The sequence below is a fragment of the Saccharospirillum alexandrii genome (assembly GCF_043641555.1).
In the GTDB taxonomy this organism is placed as follows: domain Bacteria; phylum Pseudomonadota; class Gammaproteobacteria; order Pseudomonadales; family Natronospirillaceae; genus Saccharospirillum; species Saccharospirillum alexandrii_A.
In genome coordinates this window covers 433,152-458,169 of sequence record NZ_JBHZRJ010000001.1, presented here as the reverse complement: position 1 = coordinate 458,169, position 25,018 = coordinate 433,152, and the positions used below count along the sequence as shown (strand labels likewise).

Sequence of the window (25,018 nt, the reverse complement as noted above, 5' to 3'; positions counted from 1 at the left end):
TGCCCTCTATCTGACCTGTACATCCATAGCCCCGATTTTCTCGATTTCGGCGTGCATCACGTCCCCACGCTGTATCGGCGCGACCCCTTCCGGTGTCCCGGTAAAAATCACGTCTCCGGGGTGCAGGGTGTAGGCATGGGAGGCAACTGAGATCAGCTTGGCCACGCCCCAGATCAGATCCCGGGTATTGGCATTTTGACGCGGCTCGCCGTTGACTTGAATGGTCAGCCCCAGTGCATCCGGCGAACCCAGTTCGTCAGGGGTAACCAGCCAGGGGCCCAGCACGCTGAAGGTGTCGAGCGACTTTCGATAGCTGCGATCTTCCGTGCCGCGAATGGTGATATCCAGCCCTATGGTGTAACCCGCCACATAATCGAGTGCTTCGGCCTCCGACACCTTGCGTGCCGTTTTGCCTATCACCAGTGCCAGTTCAACCTCATGGTCGGTACGGCGACCGTCATCGTGATGAATCTCAACACCCTCACCGGCACCGACCAGCGAGCTGGTCGCTTTCAAAAAGAGTGCATAGCGGTCAATAAAGGTCACATCGGAGCCGAAGTTGATGCCCGCATCTTGCTGCGACTCTTCAACATGCGCCATGTAGTTAACTGGTGCGGCAATCAGCTTGCCTGGGTTGGCGACCGGGCTGAGCAACTTAGCGTCAGCCAAGTTGAAACGAGGCGCTTTTTCGGCCGCACTCATAATAGCCGGGCGAAGGTCCGCCAAAGCATCAATCAGCACATCATGACGAGGCAGTGGCCAGCGAAAGGCCGGCAATTGATCCAGTACCGGTGTGACATCGGCAATCTCATCGCCTATGACCAAGCCCAGTCTGTTGTCGTTAAAACGGCATATACGCATCGTAGTTTCCTTAATAAGCGGCGGGCACTAGGCCGAAAAGCGTTGTTCGCGGTAAAAACCGAGTTTCTCGTGCACGGCACGGTCGGAAAAGAAAAACAAAAAGCAGTCTTCACTTGCCACCAGGCTACGACGTTGCCAGCCTGGCAGGGCCACAACGTCTTTCGGACCAAAGCTGAAGGTCTGCTCACCCACGGTCACGGTGCCCCGCCCTTCCACGACGTGCATCACCTGACTGTCGGTCGAGCGCATCGGCAGCGTCGACTGACCGCGCTTCAAGTGGGTCATCCAGGTCGCCATGGCGGGCATCGCCCAACCACCATCAATCGGATTGCTGTAGCGCAACGTTGTCGCCAGATGCGGGTCAGGCTCTGCCCCCTGGGCGCTTCTGACAAGTGCCTCTCGGGTTCGGTCGTAGGGGTAATTGAAGATGGGCGACGCCATGCCGTAGGGGCTGGAGGCGTCCATAGGCAACAACCCCTGGCCAAACCGTGCCAGTGAATCGCCCTCGGGACGGCTCAATGGGTGCTGTTCCTCCCCATATGGGTCTGAAAAAACCGATTCAAAATACTGCAGAATCGGAATGTCCAGACCGTCCATCCAAATCACAGGCTCGTCGCCTTCGTTGCCGTGGTCGTGCCAGGCCCAGGGAGGCGTTATGACAAAGTCACCCTCCCGCATGGTGGTGCGCTCACCACCGACCTGAGTGAAACCCTGTTCACCTTCAATCATGAAGCGCAGCGCCGATGGTGTGTGCCGATGCGCCGGTGCTGTTTCACCGGGCAATATGAGCTGCAGTCCCGCATACAGCGTTGACGTGGTTCTCGACTGGCCAATATAGGCTGGGTTTTCCAGCACCAGGACTCGGCGCTCTGCTTCTCTGGCTGTTAGCAAAGATCCAGCCTCCAGCAGCAGTGGCCGCAAGGCCTCATAGCGCCACAGATGGGAGTCGGCTTTTGACGTTGGTTCCCGCGGAACAATGGTTCCCAGCACTTCCCAAAGGGGAGCGGTGCTCAAAGGTGATAACTTATCGTAAAATGCGCGTCGTTCTGGACTGGCCGATTCATAAGCCATGGATTATTAGCCTCTTCTGTCCGTCTTGTTATTCGGGCTTGAACCGAAGTGATGACACAGGGGAATCTGGCTATGACTCAATGATGAGCCGAACTGATTCAGCCAGACAAAAGCTACTGCATCACTTGCTAGGAGGCTCAGTCTAGGCCTCGCATTTACTTAATTAAATTGAATATTGCGACCTCTTAGTTAACTTTTTGTTAATCATATCGCTAAGACTAGGCAGGACGGCCTTGCGGCATCAAGTTAACTTTTAGTTAAGTATTTGCAGCTAAAATTCAATTTAATAAACCAGCCAGCTTCCTATACTCGATTCGCAATGCCCTGATCTGTGCCATTAATGGTGCAGCCATTAGAGCTACCACTGCTGCGGCCATAACACCAATAAACGCCGCCAGCACGTCATTCTTCGAGTTACATCCGATCCACCAGAGGTATTCACAATGATAAAAAATCGCTTCTCTGCACTCGCTGCGGGCCTAATTGCCAGTATTGGCTTGTTAGGTACCACCCAGGCCGAGACTGTCGGTGTCGGTACCATGTCACAAGGCACCATTAGCTATTCAACCGGTTCAGCACTGGCCAAAGTGATGAATGAAGAGATGGGCTTGCAGGCTAGAGTGCAGCCCAATTCCGGTGAGACCACCCTGCTGCCTTTGATCAACAGTGGTGATTTCGACTTCGGTATTGCCAACGTGCTGGAAGTGTATGAGGCCTACCACGGAGAAGGCACTTTCTCAGGCCGTGAACAGCCAAATCTGCGCGTCGCCGCCTCCATGTACCCGCTGCGCACGGCAATGTTTGTGCGCGAAGACAGCGATATTTACACGCTGGATGACCTGAAAGGCAAACGCGTCACCTTTGGCTTCTCAGCCATGGGTTCAATCAGTGTGGTGATGGAATCTCTGCTGGCCAACGCGGGTCTGACACCGGGTGATATTCAACCCGTGATGGTGCCAAACGTCGTCGCCGGTGCCGAACAATTGCAAAACGGCCGTGCCGACGCCTTTTTCTTTGCTGTTGGGGGGGCCAAAACAGCCGAAGTGAATGCCGTGATCCCACTGCGTGTCATTCCCATGAATACCGATGCAGCGTCAGTCGCTCGTATGCAGGAAGTGTTTCCTGAGGGTTACATTGCCACGGCACCGCCGCTGCCCAACTTTGCCGGTGTATCCGAGCCGACGCCGGTGTTGACCTACGACAACATGCTGGTTACGAACGCTTCAGTTTCTGATGAACGCATTCGGGCTGTGCTCGATGGCATGGTCAACAACATCGATGCGCTGGCGGCTGGTATGCCACTGTTCCGTGGCCTTAACCCCGACCAGATCTACAAAGAAAGCATCCAGACGCCGTACCATCCGGCCGTCATTGAATGGGCCAGCAACCGCTGAACCCAGGAGGCCAGCCCCATCAAGGCTGGCTTGATCGCACACTTTTGCCTGTAACCGCCCCCCGGCAGCCATGCCTGTCTGAGGGGCAGTTTACAAGAGGATCTTTTTAATGCTGACCGGCATGAACCGAATCACCCACGGCCTACGCTCCCTGATCAATACACTCCTGCTCGTGTCAGTCGTCGTATGGATTCTGGATCTGCCGGCCAACTTTGGTTATTACCTCTACAACGAACAATTCCTGGCTCTGGCGGCCGGGCTCGGCACCGCCAGTGTATTGCTGGCCACGGGAGGACGATTCAATCGGATTGGCCAATGGCTGAACCTGGCCTTCACCGCCCTGGTGCTGATTCTGTTTGGCTATGTCGCCCGAGACTTTCCCAGTCTGCAACTGGATGTAGCCGCAGCGCCACCCCAGGCAGCTGTGATGGGCACGATCATGGTACTGGCTATTCTCGAAGGCGTTCGACGCAAAACGGGCCTATTTCTCCCGATCCTGGTAGCCCTGCTGGTCGTTTTTGCCTTTATCGGCCCCTATTTACCAGCTGATTATCAGACACGTCCGGTATCGTTCAGTCGAGTCGCTGTTTATCTGTCTCTCGACACCAATGCGTTGCTGTCAACCGTGCTGGCGATTGCCTCCATTGTCGTCGCTCCATTCATACTGTTTGGTTTCTTGCTCAATACGTTTGGCGGTAGTGCTGTGTTTTCCCGCTTTGCCTCCAAAATGGTGGGGCACTATACCGGCGGGCCCGCCAAAGTCTCGGTCATTGGCTCCGGTGCTTTCGGAATGGTCTCCGGCAGTGCTGTGGCCAACGTCGTCGCGGTCGGGTCCGTCACTATTCCAACCATGGTTCGGGCCGGTTATTCACGTCCTGTTGCCGCTGCGGTTGAGGCCGTATCTTCAACTGGTGGCCAGTTGGTGCCACCTATCATGGGCGCCTCGGCTTTCCTCATGGCTGAACTGCTTGAGATCCAATACCAGACCGTTGCCATCGCCGCTATCGTGCCCTCCATTCTGTTCTACCTGGCAGTATTATTATCGGTCGACTTTGAAGCCCGCAGGCTCAACATCAAGGGCGACAAGGATATTGACCTTGATCTGACCGACGTTGCCAGTGACGGCACACCGGCTCCGAAGCAGGCTTTTCCCGGACGCTACCTGTTGGCTGCGCTTTATCTTATCTACCTCCTGTTTGTCGAAAATCGTTCGGCGGAATACGCGGGCTTAATGGCCACTGGGGCATTGATTGCCCTGCACATGATCGGGCCACTGAGTACACTTTGGTTCCGGATTCGCCAGACCTTCTCTGGCTTGCTCAGCTCCGTAGACGCCATCGCCGACATTATTGTATTGGCCGGTGCTGCAGGCCTGGTTATCGGCATTCTTAACCTGACTGGTGTCGCCTTTGCCATTACCCTCCAAATGCTGGCACTGTCCGGTGGCAACCTGGCCATCTTGCTGGTTATCACGGCCATTCTAAGCATCGTGCTCGGGCTCGGCATGCCTACTGTTGGGGTATATATTCTGCTTGCTACGCTGGCGGCACCGGCGCTGGTCATGCTCGATGTTGTACCACTGGCCGCACATCTCTACGTACTATATTTCGGTATGCTATCGATGATCACACCGCCCATTGCCATTGCCAGTTTCGCTGCTGCCAGTGTTGCCAATACCAGTCCGTGGCAGACGGCTTTCGCCTCGCTGAAAATCGGCGCCGGTGTCTACCTGGTTCCTTTGGCTTTCGTGGTACAGCCATCACTGCTGTTCGCTGGAGGGACGACAACTGACTTTGTTACGGCACTGGTTCGCATCATTCTCGGTATTGTACTGATTACCATCGCTGCCATTGGCTACCTGCGGCGGCCGGTCCCTATGGCCATGCGGGTGTTCATCGGCCTTCTGTCACTGACCACAGTGATACCGCTGGGCAGTACGATTGCCGACAGCCTCTTGTGGGCAGGCTTTGCTCTGGGGATCGCCCTGATAGCCTGGTTGCTGTGGCCGGTCAGTCGGACCGGGGCACTGATTAATAACACTCAATGATGTTGCGAGCAGCCCAGTGAGCCGATTGATCCAGGCGGCCATAGCCCCGGCCGCCGGAGCTCCGTTGACAGTACGTGAACTGACCCTTGCAGACCCGGGGCCAGGAGAGGTTATTGTACGTATTGTCGCTTGCGGCCTATGCCATACCGACGAAAAAGCCCGGCACGGTCAGATGCCCTTGCCACTACCCGCCGTACTCGGTCATGAAGGCGCAGGGATCGTTGAGGCTACAGGACCTGGCGTTGAGCGTTATCGAGCCGGTGACCGGGTTCTAATCGGCTGGCCCTTTTGTGGCCAATGTGATGCATGCTCATTGGGCGAACCTCGATACTGTGCAGACCTTAAGTCGCTGGCGTTTTCCGGCCATCGACCAACACCCAATAACCACACTGCCTCGGCTTATCAGGAAACGTCCGGCAAGCCTATCTACGGCCATTTTTTTGGACAGTCATCATTGGCCAGTCACAGTCTGGTGTCCGCCAACGCGCTAGTGCCTGTGCCGGAGGACTTTCCTCTCGAATCAGCCGGACCACTAGCGTGTGGTCTAGCTACCGGTGCCGGGGCAGTGTTTAACAGCCTGACACCACGTAAACGCATTGCTATCGTAGGAGCCGGAGCTGTGGGGTTTGGCGCCTTGATGGCTGCTCGCGTGGAAGGCTGGCAGGAAATCATTGTTATTGACCAGCATGCTGACAGGCTAACTCTAGCCAGAGAACTGGGGGCAACCGAGATACGACTCGCCAACGGCTCTGACCTCCCTACACTGATCGGCGACAAGGTAGACGCCATTATTGACTGCACCGGAAACATCAGTCTGATCGAACAAGCGATTGACTGCATCGGTCCATTGGGCACTTGCCTACTGCTTGGCGGAGCTCCCGTAGGTGAATCCTTCCGGGCAGAACAATTCGGGGTATTGTGGGGCAAACGAATTCAAGGCGTGCTCGGCGGTGGAGGTACCAGCGAAGCATTGCTGGGTCGATTGATGGCTTTGCATCTGGCCGGTAAGTTCCCCTTCGAGCGGCTGCTGACGTATTATCCCCAAAGCCAGATCAACCAGGCCATCGAAGACAGCCAAAAAGGGAGCGTAGTAAAACCAGTCATACGTATGCCATGAACTTTAGGTGAACCCCGAAGCCCCATTTCCCAGCAATGGTATAAAGACTGGCCTAATCTATCCATATCATAATGGACCGATTTAGATCACACCAAAGAAGCGAGCGTCACTCGGTATAAACGAAATCAGTATAGTTTCCGACTCAAGTTAACCCGATTGACTGCTATTAAGTTTGTCACACAAAAAATAGGTGTCGGGCAGCAGCTAAGCCCGACACAAGCTAAGCCCAAATTATCCTGCATGCAGTGGGTTGTGCTAGATACACAAGTCTATTCAGGTGCTGGCACGTCATACTTTATAGACATGGCCAATTGCTGACTCTGATACGCCGAAAACCCGGATTGATGCACACTTTTATCTCCAGAGTACAATCTCACTTGACTGATATCACTCTGACTATACCCCTCATTAAAATGGATATCGGCAAATGGAATGCTATAACTGCCCATCCCACTCAACGTCAGATTCTCACTACCGACAATGACAGCCTGACCAATGTAGTCATCATTCATGTCATAGAAGGCGAACGTAAGGTCATAAGCACGCTCATCATTGATGTAAACGTCGATACCAATGCCAGTCGAGTCAACAGTGATTGAAGTAGATGAAGCAAAAGGTCTGGTCATTCCTTCAATGTAATCCCCACCACTTGACACGGGATAATCATCTGGGTGTACTAGGTAAGCCCCCAAAGGTACTTCGACACCGTCAAAGCCAAGCAAATCAACGGCTTGCGTATCCGACTGGCCGCGCTTGTCTATCAAGGTCACCTCGTACCCTGTCATTAAGAGCTCTTTACCATTAGCCCCAGCCGCCACATCAACGAGACTGAATGAAGCAGAAAAGCCAGTTTCACCATTCCGTTCGTATAAGCGTTCGGTCAGGTCGATATCGTAGCTTTGTCCGGTGGGGAATCGCACAGTTGCTTCCGCAATATCTGAGTACCCGTCCGGATCCTCAACCACCACATGAAAACTGAGGTGCATATCAATTTCGTCTTCCAGGTCAAAGGGTTCGATATACACCATAGGGTGAACTTGCTTGATACTGGGTGCTTCACTATTAGACCCGCTGGATGAGTTACAGGCCACCAGCGCAGGTAGAGTGACAGTCATCGCCATCCAATAAAGAGTTATTGTTTTCATATCGATCCTTGGGTGCGAGGGTTACCATATCCACGCTACTAAAAGAGTAGAGTGACTGACAACTTACCTAGGCCATACCGGAGTGAAGATGCTAAATTTAGCGGGATATTGATGGAATTTTGACGCCAATTAAGAGGAAACAAATATCAAGTCAAATATTTGGCCATTTATTAAGCTGCCATTGCTATTCGTAGGTCGTGGTAAAAGCCGGCAGTTATGATAAAAGCAGCGGGTAAGTCAGCCTATTGTACTCGGCAGTTGTATCAGCTTTTCTGGAATGGGCCGGTTTAAGTATCCACGGAGCATCATCCATCGCTTGCCTGGGTACTTCTACTTTCGCGTGCCGATCAGGACCTCTGACACCAGCTCGTAGTCCACAAAGTGATCTATCTGCTCGTTATTACTACCCGACCGGTAGTTGAATAGCTCTTTTCCGCACACCCCAGGGGTTTCATCAATATGCATCAGTAGCCTCAGCTTCGCAAATGAGTTGATCCCGTTATTCCTTAGTAACATGAGCCACCTCAAAAGATGGCCTCGGTCATCAAACCCAGTTGTGCACGGCGATAGCAAGATCCAGTACTGTAAAGCTCATCGACCATCAGTGGCTCTTCTGCGTCAGATAACCTGAATAGAACTTGTAAGACCCACAGTGCCGCCAGGTAATGCATGTCCAGATAGTCTCGATTGGGAAAGCCGATCATTCACAAAAAAGCATAGGCAAATTGTTGGTAAGAAGTGCATCCTCAATCAGTCAAGAGCTGCGAATAATCGTGGTCCGCGTGGATACAGGCCTAAGCAAAGCCAGTAGCTCTGCGTTAATCGCTTCCGCAAAGCACGATTAGCACGGCCTGCCTCATCCGTCGTCTCTTGTCCGGTCTCATATAATATGAAAACCACTGTCCCAAGCGTGGGACCTTTAACACGGACGTGTCTCTAACCCATTCATTGATTTCATAGATCGCTTGGCACAACTGTCAAACGCATCGACAAGTCGATCGCCGCTACATCCTTGGTTAATGTCCCCATAGAAATGAAATCAACACCGGTTTGTGCAATGTCAACCAGTGACTCGTCGTTCACCCCTCCGGACGCCTCTATTTTTATCTGTCCTGCTGCAAGCGCCACCGCTTTTCTGGTTTCATCCAGAGAGAAGTTATCCAGCATGACAATGTCTGCACCGGCGTTAAGAGCCTCTTGAAACTCCACCAGGGTTTCCGCTTCGACTTCAACAATAGTCGTTGGGTTCATTGTGCGTGCCAGGGCTACTGCCTGTTGAATACCACCACTGGCAGCAATGTGATTCTCCTTTATCAGGTAGGCGTCATAGAGTCCCATCCTGTGACTTTTTGCGCCACCGCATGTCACGGCGTATTTCTGAGCAAGACGCAAGCCCGGCAGCGTTTTTCGAGTGTCGAGTAACGTCACACCGGTACCGGAAACTCTTTCAACAAAATGGGCAGCCCGCGTCGCCGTAGCAGACAGCAGTTGCAAAAAATTCAAGACCACACGCTCTGCCGACAGCAAGGACCGGGCGTTACCCTGAAGCGTCAGTAGTGTCTTATTGGGCTCCACCCTGTCCCCCTCTTCTACATGCCAGTTGACCGTAACCGAGGGGTCCAACTGAGCAAACACCTCCTCGACCCAGGCCGTACCACAAACAACCGCTGACTCACGCGTAATAACGGTAGCCTTTGCAGTGCTTTGCTCCGGGATCAGTGCTGCGTTGATATCACCACTGGCTATATCTTCGGCCAGCGCATCTGAAACATTGGTTTTAATGGCAGCGACAAGCGCTGCCGGTTCAATCGAATACATAAATCCTCACACTAAGCATGAATATCTGACGACGTCAGACAACGATGAGCTACCACAGCAAACTCCTGCACATAGCCCCCCGGTGCCGATTCAGACTTGCAATGATCGCCTATTTTAGTAACACTGCCAATATTCTTAGATATATAAGTTTATTTGGAGATTGTATCCCATGGCACATCCGCCCCTCGATCTAGCGGTTACCCTCTCAGCCAGGACGACGATTGCCAGCGGCATTGTTCAGTTTGAGTTTACCGCCCAAAATGATGTCGAATTGCCGGAGGCCGAAGCGGGTGCGCACATCCGGATTCAAGTACCCAATGGCGAAGAGCGGCAATACTCCCTGTGTCAGGGACCCGACACAACAGACCGTTATATCATCGTTGTTAAATATGAAGCGGATGGCAAAGGCGGCTCGCGCAGCCTCATCGATGACAGTCAGGTCGGAGATCACTTCATGATTTCTGCACCGATCAACGACTTTCCGCTGACCGGCAACCCAAGCCGCTATGTTTTTATCGCCGGGGGTATTGGCATCACTCCGCTATACTCGATGATTCAAACACTGATCCAGACCAGTACCAAGCCCTGGAAACTCTATTATCTAAGTCGCCATGCCGGGGAAACCGCCTTTCTGGATGACCTTGGCAGTCCCGAGTTTCGTGGAAAGGTCACCCTTCACCACAGCGAGGGAAAAGCAGATAACCGTTTTGACCTGTGGCCGGTCCTTGAGCAGCCCAAAGGGGCCTATCTGTACTGTTGTGGCCCGCGTGCGTTGATGGAGGAAGTCCGCGACATGTCCGGGCACTGGTCGCCCAGCAGTGTCCATTTCGAAGATTTTGGCGCCAGCGACGCCGCTCACCAACCCGATGATCAGCCTTTCGAGGTGCAGATTAAGGGGCAGGAAGACGTCATCACCGTCGGTACCGACCAAACACTGCTCGAGGCCTTGGCCAAGTACGGGCTAGACGTGCCCTCGTCCTGCGAAAGCGGTACCTGCGGTACCTGCCGCTGTGACTTGCTAAAAGGCGAAGGCGATCACCGTGATCTGGTATTGAGCGAACAGGAGCAGGAACGCTACATCATGCCCTGCGTTTCCCGGGCTCTCAGCCCGCGCCTGGTCATCGGCTTACCAGAATGACGGCGGTTGAACCACTGCGCGTTGGCATTGCGGGCCTCGGACGGGGCTTCATGTTGCTGTTACCGACTCTGGCAGCCCACCCTAACATCCGTCTGGTCGCCGCGACCGACCCCAGAGACGATGCTCGGGCCCGATTTGAAGCCGACTTTCAGGGTCGGACCTACACGTCCTTTGAGGCCCTGTGCAAGTCCCCGGAGGTTGAGGCCATTTATATCGCTTCGCCTCATGCACTGCATCGGGAACAAGTCGAATGCGCTGCTCGCTGGGGCAAGCATGTCCTGGTGGAAAAACCCATGGCGCTGTCACTGACCGACTGCCAGGCGATGATCGATGCCATGCACGATGCCAAGCGATGGTTACTGGTAGGGCACAGCCACAGTTTCGACACACCTTATTTGCGCACGGCAGAATTGATACGCTCAGGCGAATTCGGGGCCGTGCGCATGATTCAGGCCATGAACTTTACGGACTTTCTGTACCGGCCGCGTCGCCCGGAGGAATTGGACACCACTCAGGGCGGTGGTGTCGTATACAGCCAGGCGGCTCACCAGGTGGACATCGTACGATTGCTGGGTGGCGGTGAAGTCACCCGGGTAATGGCACAAACCGGGCGCTGGGACCCTCAGCGGCCTACCGAAGGTGCTTACAGCGCCCTACTGACGTTCTCTAATGGCGCTTTTGCCTCCCTGACCTACAGTGGTTATGCACATTATGACAGCGACGCCCTGCTCGACTGGCATGGAGAACTGGGTCAGCAACGTACTACGGGGGACTATGGCAAAGCCCGCAAAGCGCTGGCTATGATTGAATCACCCGAAGCCGAAGCAGTACTAAAAAATCAACGCGCTTACGGCAACACCCTGGGCTTGTCTGACACCTCCTTGCAAGGCATTGGTCACAATCATTTTGGCTTTGTGCTCGCCTGCTGTGATTCAGCAGACCTGAAACCCGGACCGAAAGGCGTTGAAGTCTATGGTCACACCGCGCACCGTACTTTACCCTTAGCCCAACCCGATATTCCGAGGCGAGAAGTGCTCGACGAATGGGTGGCCGCAGTGCGCGACAACCAAGCACCCATCCACTCCGGAGCCTGGGGGCTGGCCACCATGGAAGTATGCTTCGCGCTGCTCGAATCGGCGAGAACCGGTCAGGCAGTCGATCTGTTTCACCAGTGCCCCGTCGCCCCTCAGAAGGGGTAATTCACCTGTAAGGAAGTACGAGATGGCAATTAACAGTAGCCGGGAAACGCAGAGTGTTTTGCAACATTGGCATCGCGACGTACCCAATGACCGCATGGCTCACATGGTGCGGGATGCCAGTCGCTTGCTGGCAAAAAGCTTGCAAAGTCGCCTTGCTAACCATGGTGTAAGCTTTGGACACTGGTCATTCTTGCGAATTCTATGGGTGACCGAGGGGCTCACGCAGCGCGAACTCAGTGAAGAAGCCGGTGTGATGGAGCCGACTACGTTTACCGCACTTAAAGCGATGGAAGCCAATCAGTTGATTGAGAGGCGTCACCTCAATGGCAATCGGCGCAAGCTGCACATTTTTCTCACCGACAAAGGGCGAGCGCTGAAAGACGTACTGACACCGCTGGCCGAAGACGTTAACCGGGTCGCTCTGGCAGGAGTGTCCGAGGCCGACCACACGACCACACGCAATACGTTGCTAGCAATGATCGACAACCTCGCCATCGACAATGCAGCCGACAGTGAGGTCAACGGCCATGAGTAACCTCGGATGTTATACCGAACTAACCGGTTGCCGGCCTGCTGCCCGAACACTGCAACCTTAACCCTTGCGTATCGGGCCTGGCGGGCCTTTCCCTACTGGACTCCGGACGACTACAGCCAAGAGGCACAAAACAATGAAAAACCACTCAGCTACTGTGCTGGAACTGCTCGATGACCTGGTTGATGCCAACCTGATTCTATTCAACGAGGGGGTGGTCGACGCCTTCGGTCATGTCAGTGTGCGCCACCCGGATAACCCAGAAAATTATTTTCTCGCTCGCAACATGGCACCCGGACTGGTTAAACGCGAAGACATCATTGAATTTGATCTCGACGGTGAAGTCGTCGATGGTGATACCCGGAAAGTCTACCTGGAGCGCTATATTCACGGTGAAATATACCGAGCCCGGCCGGATGTCATGGCCGTTGTACACAGTCATTCGCCTTCTGTCGTGCCATTCAGCGCGGTAAAGTCCAACCCATTGCGCCCTCTATGCCACATGAGTGGTTTTATCGGACGCGAAGCGCCCATCTTTGAGATTCGTGATGTCGCCGGCGATGCCACCGATTTGCTGATCACCAACGCCAAACTCGGTGCTGCCCTGTCTTCAACACTGGCCGACAACACCGTCGTGCTAATGCGTGGGCATGGTTCAACCGTGGTCGCACCCACGCTGAAACAAGCTGTGTACCGAGCCATTTATGTGGAAGTCAACGCCCGGCTTCAGGCGGAAGCAAGCCGCCTCGGCCCGATCGAATTTCTCAGTGAAGGGGAAATGGAAACCACGCAGAAAACCATTGAAGGCCAGGTCGAACGGCCCTGGCAGTTGTGGAGAATGCGAGCTCGTCATGCCCAGCAGCAATGGCTTGACAGCGGCCTGTAACGGCTAAACTCGATACCTCTCTGACTCAGCACTTCCCGCTAGTGAAGTGCTGACTGGTTGCAGCAATTAACGTTGATATCAAAATGCCGTCATCAGGCTAACGCCAATGACGGTGACCAGCGTACCGGTTAACACGGTTCGGCTGAACAGTTCTCCCTCCCGCGACAGCACCCAGGTTGCCAGCAATACAAACAGAGGAGTCGTCGCGGCTAAAGGCGCAACAACGATCAATTCGCCCCGCTGCAACGCCAGATAGAAAAACACGGGCCCCAAACTCGACAACACACCGGCGGCCGCCAAATACCCCAGTTCGAACCTACTGCAGCGAATGCGCTGCCACTGCCAGCGCAGTGTTACAAACAGTGTCACCACAACCCAGGAAGCCGAGGTTGTCACTGCACTGGCGGTGACCGCATCGGTACCAAGATCGATACCCACTTTGCGAAACACCACCGAGATACCGTATGCCAGAGATGCGGCAACCGGAAACCAGAGATAGCGTCGCTGTTGGCCCTCCAACACTGACGAAAGCGCAGTCGCCGAAGCACCCTGAGAGCCAACCGCAAGAGACCCTATCAAAACCAGGACACCGCCCACGAGCTTGGTGAACGTGACCGGCTCACTAAGAATCACCACCGCGATCAGAACCGTCACCAAAGGGTGTGTCAGAGTGATTGGGGTCGTTATGTTAGCGCCTAACCTGGCCATTCCAATAAACTGAAAGAGTCGACCCAGTAGGGGAGCAAACAACCCCGCCAATGCAAAATAGCGCCAGCCCCACCAATCTGTAAAATCAACCGGTTGAACCGTTAGGCTCCAGAACCACAAAATAACCACATTGAACGACAGAGTGATCCACAGTGTGGCGACCGTAGTAACCGTGCGTCGTCCCAGCTTGACCAGGATAAAGGTGCCAGCAAACATCATTGCCGATAACAAAGACCAGAACACGGCCATCAGACTGCCCGCCATTACGTCATCCAAAAAACGAAAGAGGAACTATTCGGGTTCCTCTGTCATGATGAAGCTGGATGCCCGACTAACTAGGGCGAAAACTTCAGGCGCGTTCTCAGGTGCGGCGTCATCATCGTTGAGCCCAATGCAATCACAATCGCAGCGACAATGGCGATCACACTGGGGAAAATAAACAGCAAACCGGCAATCCCAAAGCCCAGTCGTGCCGTCGTATTGAGCCGTTCTTTCCAATACCCCTCGACACCAATACTGAGCAAGATCACCCCAACCACCGCTGTGCTGCATGAGATAATGATGTTACTGACAGAGCCATTTAGCAGTAGTCCATCACCGTAGACAAACGCAAAGGGGACGACAAAGGCTGTGATCGCCAGCCGCACAGCCCCTACCGCTATCTCAAGCGGTTTGGCATCGGCAATGGCTGCCGCCGCAAAGGCCGCCACCGCTACCGGTGGTGTCATCGCAGACAGGACCGCAAAATACAGGATGAACATGTTGGTCTGCAGGACACCGATCCCAAGTGCCAGCATGGTCGGGCCAACCAGCACCGCTGACAAGATGAACGCAGAGGGAGTCGGCATACCCATACCCAGAATAATGGCGAGAATGGCTGAGATAGCCAGTACCAGAAACGTACTGTCTCCGGCCAAAACAAACACAAGCTCGGCGAATTTGCCGCCAAGGCCAGTCATTGAAATACCACCGATGACCAGGCCTGCCGCTGCACAAGCCGCCACGACAGACACCATGCGCAAGGTAGACTCACCCAATGCCAGCCAAATGGCAACCAGGCCCATACGCGTCGACGGCCTGACCGCAGCCACCAGCAACACGACCGCGGTCGCGACCGCTGCCACATAGGTTGGGGAATAACCCATGACCAGCGCCGTCGATAACGCCAACAAAGGAACAATAAACAGACCGCCATTTTTAAGCGTTGCTTTCAGCTTGGGTGTTTCGTCATCGCTGAGGCCCTTGAGCCCCATCTTCTGTGACCGCAAATGCACCTGAGTATAGACACAGAGGTAGTACAACAAAGCCGGAACGACGCCAGCAATCACGATGTCGCGATAACTGATGCCGGTGTATTCAGCCATAATAAAGGCAGCAGACCCCATCACCGGTGGTAACAGACTGCCCCCGGTTGAGGCGGCTACTTCAACACTGCCCGACAGTGCTTTGCTGTAGCCCAGACGTTGCATAATTGGAATGGTGATCGAACCCGTGGTCACAACATCCGAAGTTGGACTACCCGACATGGTGCCGTACAAGCCTGAAGAAATAACCGCAATTTTCGCGGGTCCGCCGGCCTTCTTGCCCGCAATGGCGGAGGCAAAGTTATAGAAAAACTCGGCACCTCCGGCGCGTGACAAAAAGGTACCAAACATAACAAATAAAAAGGCGTAGGTCGCCGCTACACGCAACGGAACGCCAAAAAGTCCGTCTGTGGTAAACATCATGATATCGAGAAAATGGTTGTAACTGACTTGCCGAAAGCCAAATCCGGCCGGCAGGTTATAGCCAAAAAGATTGTAGGCGACGAATACTGACACGACACTGGTAAGCCCGAGGCCGACAGTTCGTCGCGTAGCTTCTATGGTCAGAACCAACAACACTGTTGCCATCACCAGGTCCATTGTCTCCAATGGAAATAGCAAGGTGATACGCTCTGTAATCCGTTCGCTTTCAGTCGCAAAGTACACGCCAACGACCAAACTGGCGGTCGCGAATATCCAGTCCAGAACACTGGGCCTGTCTTGCCTCGCAGCAGGACCGGCGGTATACATTAAAAATAACAGAGCCAGAATGGCGGACAGAAACACTACCGTCATCACATACAGGTCGATGTATACAATGGTGGTTGTATATATCACGCCAATAGCGATCAGCGCGGCGCAACTCTGCACTCCGGTTTTCAACGCTCCGGAGAGAACGCGTCGGGTTCCCGTCTCAATCAGCGCACTCAGGAGTTGACTCATAGTCCAATACCCTCTTTATGGGTCCAAAAACATGAAAACAGAACAATCAGCAGGAAGTCTTTATTAAAAGCACTTTAACGCGTCAGGCGGGGCCCCTTCTGGGCCCCGCAACAAAGTTCAGCGCAAGCCAACCTCTTCGAGGTAACGCAAGGCGCCTTCATGGAAAGGCACAACATCGATCGACGCCATCACTTCCTGGGTCAGAGCTCGCATTGCCGGGTGTACACTGGCGATCAGTTGATGGTTTTCGAACAACGCTTTGGTCAAGTTGTAGGCTGTCTGTTCGTCCATGTCAGAACGCACCGCCAGAGCGGCACCCAGAGATACTGTGGGTGCGGCAGCAGGAGACCATTCGTAAGATCCTTCGGGTATCACGAAAGCAATGGTACCACTGGCTTCATTGACAGTTTCAATCGTGCCATCGCCCACTGGCAGTAAGGTCAGGTCCACACTGTTCCCAGCCTGCATGATCGAGCTATGACGAACAAAGAGACTGTTGAGAATCATGTCGGCACGACGGTCCTGGATCAAGCTCATTTGCTCGTCAGATGCGGCATAGATCAACTGCCCGCCCCAGCTCTCGATGTCTTCTTCGGTGACACCTATGGCCGCGAGCATTTCCTCAGCAACACTAGAGGCAATGTTTCCACGACGGTTAATGGCTACCGTAATGGGAGGCTTGACCCGGGCGATGTCTTCAAAGGACTCGATACCGTACTCTTCGGCAAAGCTATCCCGCATCAACGGCTGCATCGGCGCCCATGTATACATATACGCCAACACTCTGATGCTATCGATCGGCTCACGGAAAGGCGCACCGCCATTTTTGGCCAACAATAATTCTGCGTCATGAATCAGCGCCATGTCAGCCTGATCACGTTGCAACAGAGCAACGTTGGCAATACCTCCACCTGACGTTTGATAGGTGATGGTCGAGCCCGGATAGGCCTCGCGGACGCCGGCATCAATACCGGCACCGAGCAAGGTCCAGAGGCCACCCGGTGAGGCACCGGCAACATTCATTGTATACGGTTCAGCGTGCGCTGGAGTGGCACTCAACAATGCACCGGCGGTTGCCAGCGCAGCAATGGACTGCTGGATAAATTTTTTCATGTCGGACCTCTTATTCTTGTAAATGGTTCTCTTTTTTTGAACTAGCAAGATTGCATCGTATTACTGACAGTTGTGATTAAGGTTCAACCAATCGTCCGCGAGCAAACGGGCCGATAGGCTCTGCACCGGGTATCTGAAGCAGTACTGGTCGATGCCCCCCCCAGTACTGCGGGCACTCAGATTTTGAAACTCTCCATGCTGGCGGGATGAAACATCTCTTCAGGACTGACCAGCCGACTCGACAATCCTTCGGCATGATGCTGTGCAAGGAAGCGTGACAGTGTTTCCCGGTTAGCCGGAAAACCGTAGGACCAGAAGTCCTCTCCCATCAACTGACGGGCCGCACGCAGCTGATCCTCGACAAAGGGCAAGGTTACCTTGGTCGCCGAAGTATCCGTCAGGTGAGTCATGGCTTTCTGTTTCGATGCTTCAAATGCTTTGTATATTGAGAAAGGCAGCCAGGGATGCGCTTCAACCAACGTTTTTCGAATACCCAGAAGATGCATGATTGGAAATAACTTCGTACGTTGATACCAGGCTTTTGCTTCAGCCATCGGATCGGAAAAAAGGTAGCCAACGTTCGGATTTCCCCGCGTAAAACAGCTTGGTGCACGGGGTCCGATCACGGCATCGATATCACCGTTGGCAAGCATGTTTGAAATAGTCTCACCTTCAGGCGCATTAACCACCTCGACACCGTCGGTCAAATTCAAAGTAATCTTTTCAACTCGACCAGCTTCTTCATACCCACCTCGCACCCAGGTCATCTCGTTAGGCTTGACACCATAGTCCTCCTCCAGAAACAACCGAACCCAGACGTTTGCGGTCAGCTGATACTCCGGCACACCAATGCGCTTTCCACGCAAATCCTGAGGCGTATTAATGCCTCTATCAGTTCGAATATATATGGAGGTATGACGAAACGCTCTCGATGGAAAGACAGGCACGCCAATGTATGGGCAGTCGTCATTGGCGGTTTTTACGGTATAGCTGCTCATCGACAGTTCAGTGATGTCAAAATCAGCATGTCGAAAGGCCCGGAAAAATATCTCCTCCGGGTCATGCAGCATGAATACTGGGTCCACACCATCAATCTGAACATCGCCGTCAATCAGTGGACGCATCCGGTCGTAATTTCCGACGGCTACCGATAGATTCAATTTACTCATAGGTTATTCTCGCTCGGCTATTCAGGCGTTGGTTGCTTCAGATTCAGCCAACTCGGACTCCTCGGGGGCTCGACCAATGGATTGCCATTCCGTGCCTTTGGGTACAATGCCCTCGAAAGACTTCAGCTTGCTATGCGCAACGCGAGGTTCACTGGTTCCAATCACAGGTCCACCGTCAGCAACCGTTTTGGCCGCCCGCACCATCTGACGACGGAACTCCACGATTGCCAGGTCACTGGCTCCCAGACGGTCTTCAGAACGGTCAGCGATAGGGCCCATGGTTTCCCACATCGCTACATCCTGGTTCGGAATTCCACGGATGCCGGTGAAACTTTCACCCGTTTTCATAATGATTCGGTCCTGACCGTAATTCTTTTCATAGTCATTAAACCGGTGGAATGACTCATCCACATCGATTCCCACCTGCAAAGCGAGAAACTTACGCCAGCTCTCGGTATCGGGCGTCGTTTCCGGCTTACCCCAGGCGATAAAGTGGAAAGCAGTATGAGTATCGTCGATTGGTACATGAACAATGGCGATGTTGTACCGGTTGTTCGGTGGAATTTGTACCGTATGCGGCGCTATAAACAATGTGGTTCTTACGTAGTCGTGTGTCTTGGCATCCTTTATTGGCCGACGTATGGCGGCATAACGGAAGCCAAAAGGCGTGGTTTCAATCTGCAGGCGTGGAGCCCTGTCAGTAGACGGGCGGTACCAGAGTGACTCATCGGCTTCCGCATTGGTTTTGCGTGCAGGTACCATATCGGTCGAATGCAGCGTCGACGAATGCGCCGAGTCGATAGCCCCTTCCAGAATCTGCGCCCAGTTGCAATTAATAATGGCCTTGCCTATCGCAATTTTGGTGTTTGTCTCAGGCTGAAAAACAGGCGGCTCAAAGTCCGGAACGCTTGACTGATCGCCCATGTAAACCCAGATGAAACCGGCTGCTTCATGCGTTTTGTAGGCTTTGACCTTTACCTTTTCAGCCAACTTTGACTCAGCAGGTTCTGACGGCATTTCCACGACATTGCCATCGACATCAATTTTCCAGCCATGGTAGAGACACCGCAGGCCACATTCTTCGTTGCGTCCCAGAGCCATCGACGCTTTCCGATGCGGACACTTTTCATCAACCACCCCAACGCGCCCTTCACTGTCACGAAACGCCACCAGGTTTTCACCCAGCAAACGAACCCGAATAGGCTTACCATCGATTTCAGGCACTTCTTCCGATAGACAGGCTGGCATCCAGTGGCTTCGCATGATCTTGCCCATTGGGGCATCGCCTTCAATGCGACACAGCAGTTCATTGTCTTCGTGGGATAACATTGGCCCCTTACCTCTTCGTCTTGTTGTCAGGGATTTTCAATACCTTGATCTGAATCAAGAAAATAAAATTAGATATCTAATATTATTGAAATTTGGGCCAACTTGACGGGATTGTCAAGGCTCTCCGATTCAGGAAGCTGAGCCTCAAGACGGACCAAAACTGTTTAAAGTGGTGAGAATAAAAATGGATTTAAGCTCTTTTAGGTATACTTTATGCGTATTTAGAAGATCTTAAGATACTTTAAAGGATCAGCTTAAACTGACCAGAAAGTGATCTCCCGCCTGTAAATACCCAAGCCCGTTCCATGGATTCTGCGTTCCACAGCTTGTTTATTGTGACGATGTTGCACCTTCAGACCGTACTTGCACTGCAGAATCAGGACAGTCTGAACAGGTTATGCGTTTGCGGTCTAAGTGAGTGATAGGGGAGAGGCACACAAGAATCGGTCATAGAACTCGGCAGTTGTAATAAACCTCATTTAAACCCGAAACTAGGACTGACAACGTTCTTGGGCGAAGGCAGCCTCGCCTGGAGCAAACGTAGCCTGACGTCCGAAAGACCCCCTCGAAGTCGTCTGTCCATCGATTTTAGGCCACGGCCCACCCCGATAGCATAGCCCCTGAATTCATCGATATTCAGAGGCCACATGACCGCCCAGACTGACGACAGCTGCCTTGGCCAAATCGAACTGCTGGGTAGGCCACCATTGTTGACACCTTAGACCATAACCATACCCAAACGACCCATGAGATCGGTCGCTTGTCCGAGGAAGTTGTAGCAAGCATGTCTGCCCAGATACTAAGCAACTGTTTGGCCATATCGGCCGCCAACCTTGCCAATACAACCTCGCCACCCGTCCAGAAGCATTCTAATTATTAATCACATAATTAAAATTATTTACCATTAGCTATATTCTTTAGTGCTTGTACCATCGCCGCTGGTGTCGCCAACCCCTTTCCTGCAATGTCAAGAGCACTCCCATGGGCAACAGAACCAAACAAAACAGGTGTCCCTATGGTGATTGCCGATGCCTGTCTTGGTGAAGCAACCTTAATCGGAATGTGCCCCTGGTCATGGTACATAGCGAGATAGGCATCAAACTCACGATCGGCAAAAAGCGCATCTGCGCCATAGGGCCCATAGGCGTTAATACCCTCTTCAACCGCATCGCCTATTGCCGATCGAATGAAAAGTCCCTCTTCTGCCCCCATCAAGCCACCCTCACCAGCATGGGGGTTTAATCCACAAACGCCAATGCGCCCCCCTGGCAAGCCAAGGGCAATAAGCGCATCTCGTGTCGCACGCAAAGCGTTGAGGATTAAAGGCCCATCCAATCGTATAAGAGCCTCTTTCAAGGGCTCGTGGAGCGTAACGTTGACCACCCTATAGACCGGTGACATCAACATCAGGAACGTCTTGTCAGCCGGAGTACCCGTCAATTCCGCTACCAAGCCTGGATAGCCTCGAAATTGAATTCCAGCGGCGTTAACAGCGGCTTCTGTGTGAGGTGCTGCAACAACAGCGGTTACTGACTGGCTCTTCGCCATTTCAATCGCGGCTTCCGCATAGCGATAGCAGGCCAAGCCCGTCACGGAGCTCACTTTCCCAAACTGCCAGTCCTGGTCTTCGAGTGCCGGAACTACCTGAAGCGGAACCTGTAAACCATTAGGCAGGGAAATAGTGTTTTCACTGACCGATACTGGCAACCGGCAAGCTTCTATATGGCGCTTCAGTGGTTCAACCTCACCGACAACGATCAGGTCCATTTGTCCATACAGTGACTCTTCCAGTAGAGCCTTCAAAACAACCTCTGGACCAATGCCAGCGGGGTCGCCTATAGGCACAGCTATGGTCCGGCGCTGAACCTTCACAGCGGAATCGCCAGCAGGGTATCAATTTTCTGACTGTCGCAAACAACGATGCGCTCTTCGAACAAGGCCGTGTCTCCCTGGATGCGAATGCGATCAAGGTACATGCCCGTAGCAAACAGATGAATATCCCCGGTGTGCATGGTACGTACTACCATAAAGTTAGACTGAACCGTTACGATATCGTTGTCCAACGTGATCAGCCGAACTGCATCACCAATATGCCGATAGACTTGTTCTTCATAAATATTGGCTTCACGCAATGCACTTACACGGTCTTTCAGCATGCCTTTAGAATTGGCCCATATCGCTCCATGCGCATACCCCTGGGCATGGTTCTCGCGATTCGTAACGCTGTAGAGACATTTGTCAGTAAACAGGTCTGGCCAACGCTCTAGGTCATCATTATCAATACGTGAGACATATTCAGCCATCAGGTTTTCGATGAGGTTACGAGTTTTTTCGTTCATTCGAATCTCCTTGGATTCAGCTTCAGGCATTGGGAACCTGGCCTTCTATTAAGGTTCTATACTTTTTCCAGAAGCCTCGAACCGAGGTTTCAGTTGCACGGAAGGCCTGACTTTCTGCCGTCTCGCCCCCCATCATAACCACACTGGTATCTTCTTCAGTCCCGTTGATACCGCGCTGAACAAAGTTGCCCACAGCGCCATCTTCCATGGAGATGAACCCGGCTGGTCCCGCCAGGTTGGCCTGCTTAAGGCGGCGTTCAACCATGGCTTCGTCGTCATCCTGGAAGCCCAGATAGGTCCAAACCAACTCGGTTGTTTCGACTCCTGTGGGCACGATCTGACGTATCGCGATGGCATTTTGTATCTGTTGTAAAACCAACCCAGGGAAGACGGTCAATATCTGAAGCGTAACGCCATCCCCGTATTCATCCACACCATCAAGCAAGCTGGGGTCTTCAAGACGATACTCATCTTTACTGGAACGAATATTCTGACTGCCATAGTCATCGTTCGACAAGCTGGGATCAATCTTCGAGTAAGAGACATGGTTGCCGCCGCTCTCATCTACAATGATCCCGCCTTTCTGGTTGAGACGGTTAAGCTCGAAGGTGGTAAAAAAAGTATGAAGAATACTGGCATGATAGCTGTCTTTCGTATTCTCCATGTAAAGCTTCCAGTTGTTGTTCAGAATTTGGGTATTATGCCCCAATATCCGCACTGGTCGATTCAGCACCCGACGAATTCGGTCCGCTATTTCGCTACCCAGATACGACTCGATGTCTGGCGCATCGTCCGAAAACGAACCAAATACCAGGCCGGAAAATTCGGTGACGTGGATTTTCCGAAGGTTATGGTCTTCTTTCTTGAATTGTTCGGGCATTCCACCCTGACGCTTCACACCTCGCTGAAAGGCAACCCCAGTCAGGTTACCTTTGAGATCATAGCTCCAGGCGTGATACACGCAGGTCAGGTTCTCGGCCTTACCTTTGTGTTTCAGACACAGCAAGGATCCGCGATGCGCGCATCGGTTAACGAAGCCATTTAACTGACCCTCTTCATCGCGGGTAATAACGATGGGTGTCTCACCGATCCTTGAGACAATAAAGCTGCCTGGTTCTGGCAATTCAGCGTCAAGGCACAGATAGTTCCAGGTTGAACCCTTGAAGATTCGCTCGTTTTCAATTTTGTATTGATTCTCGTCCGTATAGACCTGAAACGGAATCGTAGATACCTTGTCCGAAGGCCATTTAACACCGCCTGAGGTCGCAATTATGTCAGTCATGTTCTGTATCCCCTTAGCTAACCTTCTTGAGTAATTTCTTTACGATGGGCACCAGAGGCTGGTGCTCGTCTTTAAGCTCATGATCCGAAACGGATAACACCTGCCCAACCAGCTTTCCCATGGCGTTGACATCTTTCGCGGCATCAATCCCCAGTACGGCTTTTAGCACACGATCCTGATCCAACAGGAAGCTGACATGAGCGCCGCTTTCATACAGTCGCACCAGCGTTGAGGCTATCTCGTCATAGATCAAACCCACGCCCTGAATCCGGTTTTCATATTGATCTGACCAAAACGAAGCGTGAGCTTTGTATTCAGTTTGCTGTCCAGCAGCATTCATCCCGACACACCGCCCATGATCCTGTGCATGTCGCCAGGTTTCGAGTCGAGTCAGGCAATTTTGCCCCTGTATAGGCAGGCTGGCACCATCACCAGCGGCATAAACATTGAGAACATTTGTCCGCCCAAAACCATCAACAACAACGCCATTATCAACGGCAATACCCGCTGACTCTGCCAGGTCTGTATTGGGAATCACGCCAATACCAACCACCATGAGGTCTGCTTCAAGGGCAGTACCATCAGACATGTGCAATGTGACCGACCCCTGGGCTGACTCAGAGACTGATTCGATGGATTGTCCAAGGTGCAGCTTGACTCCATTCTCGGCATGTAAGCTGGCAATACGGTCGGCGGTGTATGGGTCGCAACTGCGCTGCAGGATTCGTGAGCCCGCTTCAATAACGTCAACGGTTATACCTCTGGCTCGAGCAGCGGCGGCCACTTCAAGCCCAATCAGTCCCGCACCGACAATGACAAGGCGCTTTGAATCATCCAATGCACCCTGAAGACGAAGAGCGTCCTCCGCGCTTCTCAATGTATGTATACGGGTTGATTCAATCTGTCCCAGAGAGGCCGGAAGCTGTCGGGCGCGGGTCCCCAATGCAAGCACCAACGCATCGTACTGAATGGTTTCACCCACACTGGTTGAAATTGACTGAGCGGCAGTGTCAATGTACTCAATACGGGTATTCAAAATGAGCTGTATGTCATTCTGATCAAACCACTCTGACTCCATTAGGCTGGACGCTTCTAGTCGTGCCTCTGGTTTTAGCATCTGCTTTGACAGGTGGGTTCGGTCATAGGGTGGGTAGCAATCTTCACCAATCAGAGTAATTCGCACCTCTGGGTCGACCTCCCTGACACCCTGTGCCGCAGACAAACCCGCAATACCTGTTCCGATGATCACAATGTGATTTGAAGTCGACATCAGGAAGCGTCCAGTTCACTCGGATCGGTCAGAATGATTTCCCCACCCTCAACTTTCACCGAATACATTTTCATAGGCTGGGTAACAGGAGACGCACATGGCTCTCCGTTCGTTACTTTGAAACAGCCACCATGAAGAGGACACTCAATTACATCGCCATCCAGAAATCCTTCAGACAATTTTGCATTGCCGTGGTTACACCGATCATCCGATACGTAAAAGGTTCCATCGACATTGTAAACAGCTAGATCATGCCCTTCGATTCGAATCGCGATAACATCGTCGGCTGGAACATTCGCAACACTGGTCAAGACCAGTTGATTTGAGGTAGTCATAACGGCTGATTCCTCATCC

General features: G+C 52.9%; 21 protein-coding genes and 1 pseudogene. 8 read left to right on the top strand and 14 right to left on the bottom strand.

Features of this window, described 5'->3' with window-relative positions; all coding sequences use genetic code 11:
- Window positions 1-6 precede the first annotated feature (6 nt).
- Window positions 7-861 carry a fumarylacetoacetate hydrolase family protein gene (locus ACHUE7_RS01955; protein WP_394168478.1) on the bottom strand — a complete coding sequence of 285 codons (855 nt, stop codon included), beginning with the start codon at window positions 859-861 and terminating at the stop codon, window positions 7-9.
- Between the two features lie 27 nt (window positions 862-888).
- Window positions 889-1,932 (bottom strand): gentisate 1,2-dioxygenase, encoded by a 1,044-nt coding sequence (gene gtdA / locus ACHUE7_RS01950; protein WP_394168477.1) that lies wholly within the window; start codon window positions 1,930-1,932, stop codon window positions 889-891.
- 443 nt (window positions 1,933-2,375) lie between these two features.
- Between gtdA and ACHUE7_RS01945 the strand changes: the two genes are divergently transcribed.
- The 4 genes and pseudogenes from ACHUE7_RS01945 (at window position 2,376) to ACHUE7_RS01930 (ending at window position 6,490) form a co-directional block, all read left to right on the top strand.
- Window positions 2,376-3,326, top strand: a complete 951-nt coding sequence (locus tag ACHUE7_RS01945) for a TAXI family TRAP transporter solute-binding subunit (RefSeq protein ID WP_394168476.1) — start codon at window positions 2,376-2,378, stop codon at window positions 3,324-3,326.
- Window positions 3,327-3,435: 109 nt separating this feature from the next.
- Window positions 3,436-5,373, top strand: coding sequence for a TRAP transporter permease (locus ACHUE7_RS01940; RefSeq protein WP_394168475.1), 1,938 nt, complete (start codon window positions 3,436-3,438; stop codon window positions 5,371-5,373).
- Window positions 5,374-5,389: 16 nt separating this feature from the next.
- A pseudogene (locus tag ACHUE7_RS01935) lies at window positions 5,390-5,863 on the top strand (alcohol dehydrogenase catalytic domain-containing protein); the annotation flags it as partial.
- A 75-nt stretch (window positions 5,864-5,938) separates the two neighbouring features.
- The gene (locus ACHUE7_RS01930) at window positions 5,939-6,490 is read left to right on the top strand and encodes a zinc-binding dehydrogenase (protein ID WP_394169142.1); all 552 of its coding nucleotides are present in this window, start codon (window positions 5,939-5,941) and stop codon (window positions 6,488-6,490) included.
- A 269-nt stretch (window positions 6,491-6,759) separates the two neighbouring features.
- On the opposite strand, the gene ACHUE7_RS01925 is transcribed toward ACHUE7_RS01930, so the two are convergent.
- Together ACHUE7_RS01925 and nadC are read right to left on the bottom strand one after the other, a co-directional pair.
- Complete coding sequence (locus ACHUE7_RS01925) at window positions 6,760-7,635, bottom strand: hypothetical protein (RefSeq protein ID WP_394168474.1); 876 nt, start codon at window positions 7,633-7,635, stop codon at window positions 6,760-6,762.
- A gap of 954 nt (window positions 7,636-8,589) precedes the next feature.
- Complete coding sequence (gene nadC, locus ACHUE7_RS01920; RefSeq protein WP_394168473.1) at window positions 8,590-9,453, bottom strand: carboxylating nicotinate-nucleotide diphosphorylase; 864 nt, start codon at window positions 9,451-9,453, stop codon at window positions 8,590-8,592.
- A gap of 169 nt (window positions 9,454-9,622) precedes the next feature.
- Here nadC and ACHUE7_RS01915 point away from each other — a divergent pair, with 169 nt between their 5' ends.
- From ACHUE7_RS01915 to ACHUE7_RS01900, 4 genes are all read left to right on the top strand, one after another.
- On the top strand, window positions 9,623-10,591 hold the full coding sequence (locus tag ACHUE7_RS01915; RefSeq protein WP_394168472.1) for a PDR/VanB family oxidoreductase: 969 nt from the start codon (window positions 9,623-9,625) through the stop codon (window positions 10,589-10,591).
- Window positions 10,588-11,790, top strand: a complete 1,203-nt coding sequence (locus ACHUE7_RS01910; protein WP_127557235.1) for a Gfo/Idh/MocA family oxidoreductase — start codon at window positions 10,588-10,590, stop codon at window positions 11,788-11,790. Before ACHUE7_RS01915 ends, ACHUE7_RS01910 begins: the two co-directional genes overlap by 4 nt.
- A gap of 22 nt (window positions 11,791-11,812) precedes the next feature.
- Complete coding sequence (locus ACHUE7_RS01905; protein WP_394168471.1) at window positions 11,813-12,325, top strand: MarR family winged helix-turn-helix transcriptional regulator; 513 nt, start codon at window positions 11,813-11,815, stop codon at window positions 12,323-12,325.
- 133 nt (window positions 12,326-12,458) lie between these two features.
- Window positions 12,459-13,208 carry a class II aldolase/adducin family protein gene (locus tag ACHUE7_RS01900; RefSeq protein ID WP_394168470.1) on the top strand — a complete coding sequence of 250 codons (750 nt, stop codon included), beginning with the start codon at window positions 12,459-12,461 and terminating at the stop codon, window positions 13,206-13,208.
- 78 nt (window positions 13,209-13,286) lie between these two features.
- Here the strand turns inward: ACHUE7_RS01900 and ACHUE7_RS01895 are convergent, their stop codons facing one another.
- The 10 genes from ACHUE7_RS01895 to ACHUE7_RS01850 all read right to left on the bottom strand — a co-directional run bounded on the left by ACHUE7_RS01895 (window position 13,287) and on the right by ACHUE7_RS01850 (window position 24,999).
- Window positions 13,287-14,180, bottom strand: coding sequence for a DMT family transporter (locus ACHUE7_RS01895; protein WP_394168469.1), 894 nt, complete (start codon window positions 14,178-14,180; stop codon window positions 13,287-13,289).
- Window positions 14,181-14,251: 71 nt separating this feature from the next.
- A complete protein-coding gene (locus ACHUE7_RS01890) occupies window positions 14,252-16,162 on the bottom strand; it encodes a TRAP transporter permease (protein WP_394168468.1) in 1,911 nt (636 codons plus the stop codon).
- A gap of 117 nt (window positions 16,163-16,279) precedes the next feature.
- Window positions 16,280-17,275, bottom strand: a complete 996-nt coding sequence (locus ACHUE7_RS01885) for a TAXI family TRAP transporter solute-binding subunit (RefSeq protein ID WP_394168467.1) — start codon at window positions 17,273-17,275, stop codon at window positions 16,280-16,282.
- A 176-nt stretch (window positions 17,276-17,451) separates the two neighbouring features.
- On the bottom strand, window positions 17,452-18,444 hold the full coding sequence (locus ACHUE7_RS01880) for an ABC transporter substrate-binding protein (RefSeq protein WP_394168466.1): 993 nt from the start codon (window positions 18,442-18,444) through the stop codon (window positions 17,452-17,454).
- Window positions 18,445-18,465: 21 nt separating this feature from the next.
- Entirely contained in the window at window positions 18,466-19,773 is a 1,308-nt protein-coding gene (locus ACHUE7_RS01875) for a Rieske 2Fe-2S domain-containing protein (protein WP_394168465.1), read from the bottom strand.
- 894 nt (window positions 19,774-20,667) lie between these two features.
- Complete coding sequence (locus ACHUE7_RS01870; RefSeq protein WP_394168464.1) at window positions 20,668-21,576, bottom strand: PdxA family dehydrogenase; 909 nt, start codon at window positions 21,574-21,576, stop codon at window positions 20,668-20,670.
- A gap of 65 nt (window positions 21,577-21,641) precedes the next feature.
- A complete protein-coding gene (locus ACHUE7_RS01865) occupies window positions 21,642-22,112 on the bottom strand; it encodes an aromatic-ring-hydroxylating dioxygenase subunit beta (protein WP_394168463.1) in 471 nt (156 codons plus the stop codon).
- 22 nt (window positions 22,113-22,134) lie between these two features.
- Window positions 22,135-23,394, bottom strand: coding sequence for an aromatic ring-hydroxylating dioxygenase subunit alpha (locus ACHUE7_RS01860; RefSeq protein WP_394168462.1), 1,260 nt, complete (start codon window positions 23,392-23,394; stop codon window positions 22,135-22,137).
- 13 nt (window positions 23,395-23,407) lie between these two features.
- A complete protein-coding gene (locus ACHUE7_RS01855; protein ID WP_394168461.1) occupies window positions 23,408-24,664 on the bottom strand; it encodes an NAD(P)/FAD-dependent oxidoreductase in 1,257 nt (418 codons plus the stop codon).
- Window positions 24,664-24,999, bottom strand: coding sequence for a non-heme iron oxygenase ferredoxin subunit (locus tag ACHUE7_RS01850; protein ID WP_127557258.1), 336 nt, complete (start codon window positions 24,997-24,999; stop codon window positions 24,664-24,666). The genes ACHUE7_RS01855 and ACHUE7_RS01850 overlap by 1 nt, the downstream gene beginning before the upstream one ends.
- Between the last annotated feature and the right edge of the window lie 19 nt (window positions 25,000-25,018).

Coding starts and splice junctions, on each gene's coding strand:
- ACHUE7_RS01855 (WP_394168461.1), bottom strand. CDS start 24,664: ATGTCGACTTCAAATCACATTGTGATCATCGGAACAGGTATTGCGGGT.
- ACHUE7_RS01865 (WP_394168463.1), bottom strand. CDS start 22,112: ATGAACGAAAAAACTCGTAACCTCATCGAAAACCTGATGGCTGAATAT.
- ACHUE7_RS01890 (WP_394168468.1), bottom strand. CDS start 16,162: ATGAGTCAACTCCTGAGTGCGCTGATTGAGACGGGAACCCGACGCGTT.
- ACHUE7_RS01940 (WP_394168475.1), top strand. CDS start 3,436: ATGCTGACCGGCATGAACCGAATCACCCACGGCCTACGCTCCCTGATC.
- ACHUE7_RS01925 (WP_394168474.1), bottom strand. CDS start 7,635: ATGAAAACAATAACTCTTTATTGGATGGCGATGACTGTCACTCTACCT.
- ACHUE7_RS01875 (WP_394168465.1), bottom strand. CDS start 19,773: ATGTTATCCCACGAAGACAATGAACTGCTGTGTCGCATTGAAGGCGAT.
- ACHUE7_RS01850 (WP_127557258.1), bottom strand. CDS start 24,999: ATGACTACCTCAAATCAACTGGTCTTGACCAGTGTTGCGAATGTTCCA.
- ACHUE7_RS01860 (WP_394168462.1), bottom strand. CDS start 23,394: ATGACTGACATAATTGCGACCTCAGGCGGTGTTAAATGGCCTTCGGAC.
- ACHUE7_RS01915 (WP_394168472.1), top strand. CDS start 9,623: ATGGCACATCCGCCCCTCGATCTAGCGGTTACCCTCTCAGCCAGGACG.
- gtdA (WP_394168477.1), bottom strand. CDS start 1,932: ATGGCTTATGAATCGGCCAGTCCAGAACGACGCGCATTTTACGATAAG.
- ACHUE7_RS01900 (WP_394168470.1), top strand. CDS start 12,459: ATGAAAAACCACTCAGCTACTGTGCTGGAACTGCTCGATGACCTGGTT.
- ACHUE7_RS01955 (WP_394168478.1), bottom strand. CDS start 861: ATGCGTATATGCCGTTTTAACGACAACAGACTGGGCTTGGTCATAGGC.
- ACHUE7_RS01945 (WP_394168476.1), top strand. CDS start 2,376: ATGATAAAAAATCGCTTCTCTGCACTCGCTGCGGGCCTAATTGCCAGT.
- ACHUE7_RS01880 (WP_394168466.1), bottom strand. CDS start 18,444: ATGAGTAAATTGAATCTATCGGTAGCCGTCGGAAATTACGACCGGATG.
- ACHUE7_RS01895 (WP_394168469.1), bottom strand. CDS start 14,180: ATGGCGGGCAGTCTGATGGCCGTGTTCTGGTCTTTGTTATCGGCAATG.
- ACHUE7_RS01910 (WP_127557235.1), top strand. CDS start 10,588: ATGACGGCGGTTGAACCACTGCGCGTTGGCATTGCGGGCCTCGGACGG.
- ACHUE7_RS01885 (WP_394168467.1), bottom strand. CDS start 17,275: ATGAAAAAATTTATCCAGCAGTCCATTGCTGCGCTGGCAACCGCCGGT.
- ACHUE7_RS01905 (WP_394168471.1), top strand. CDS start 11,813: ATGGCAATTAACAGTAGCCGGGAAACGCAGAGTGTTTTGCAACATTGG.
- nadC (WP_394168473.1), bottom strand. CDS start 9,453: ATGTATTCGATTGAACCGGCAGCGCTTGTCGCTGCCATTAAAACCAAT.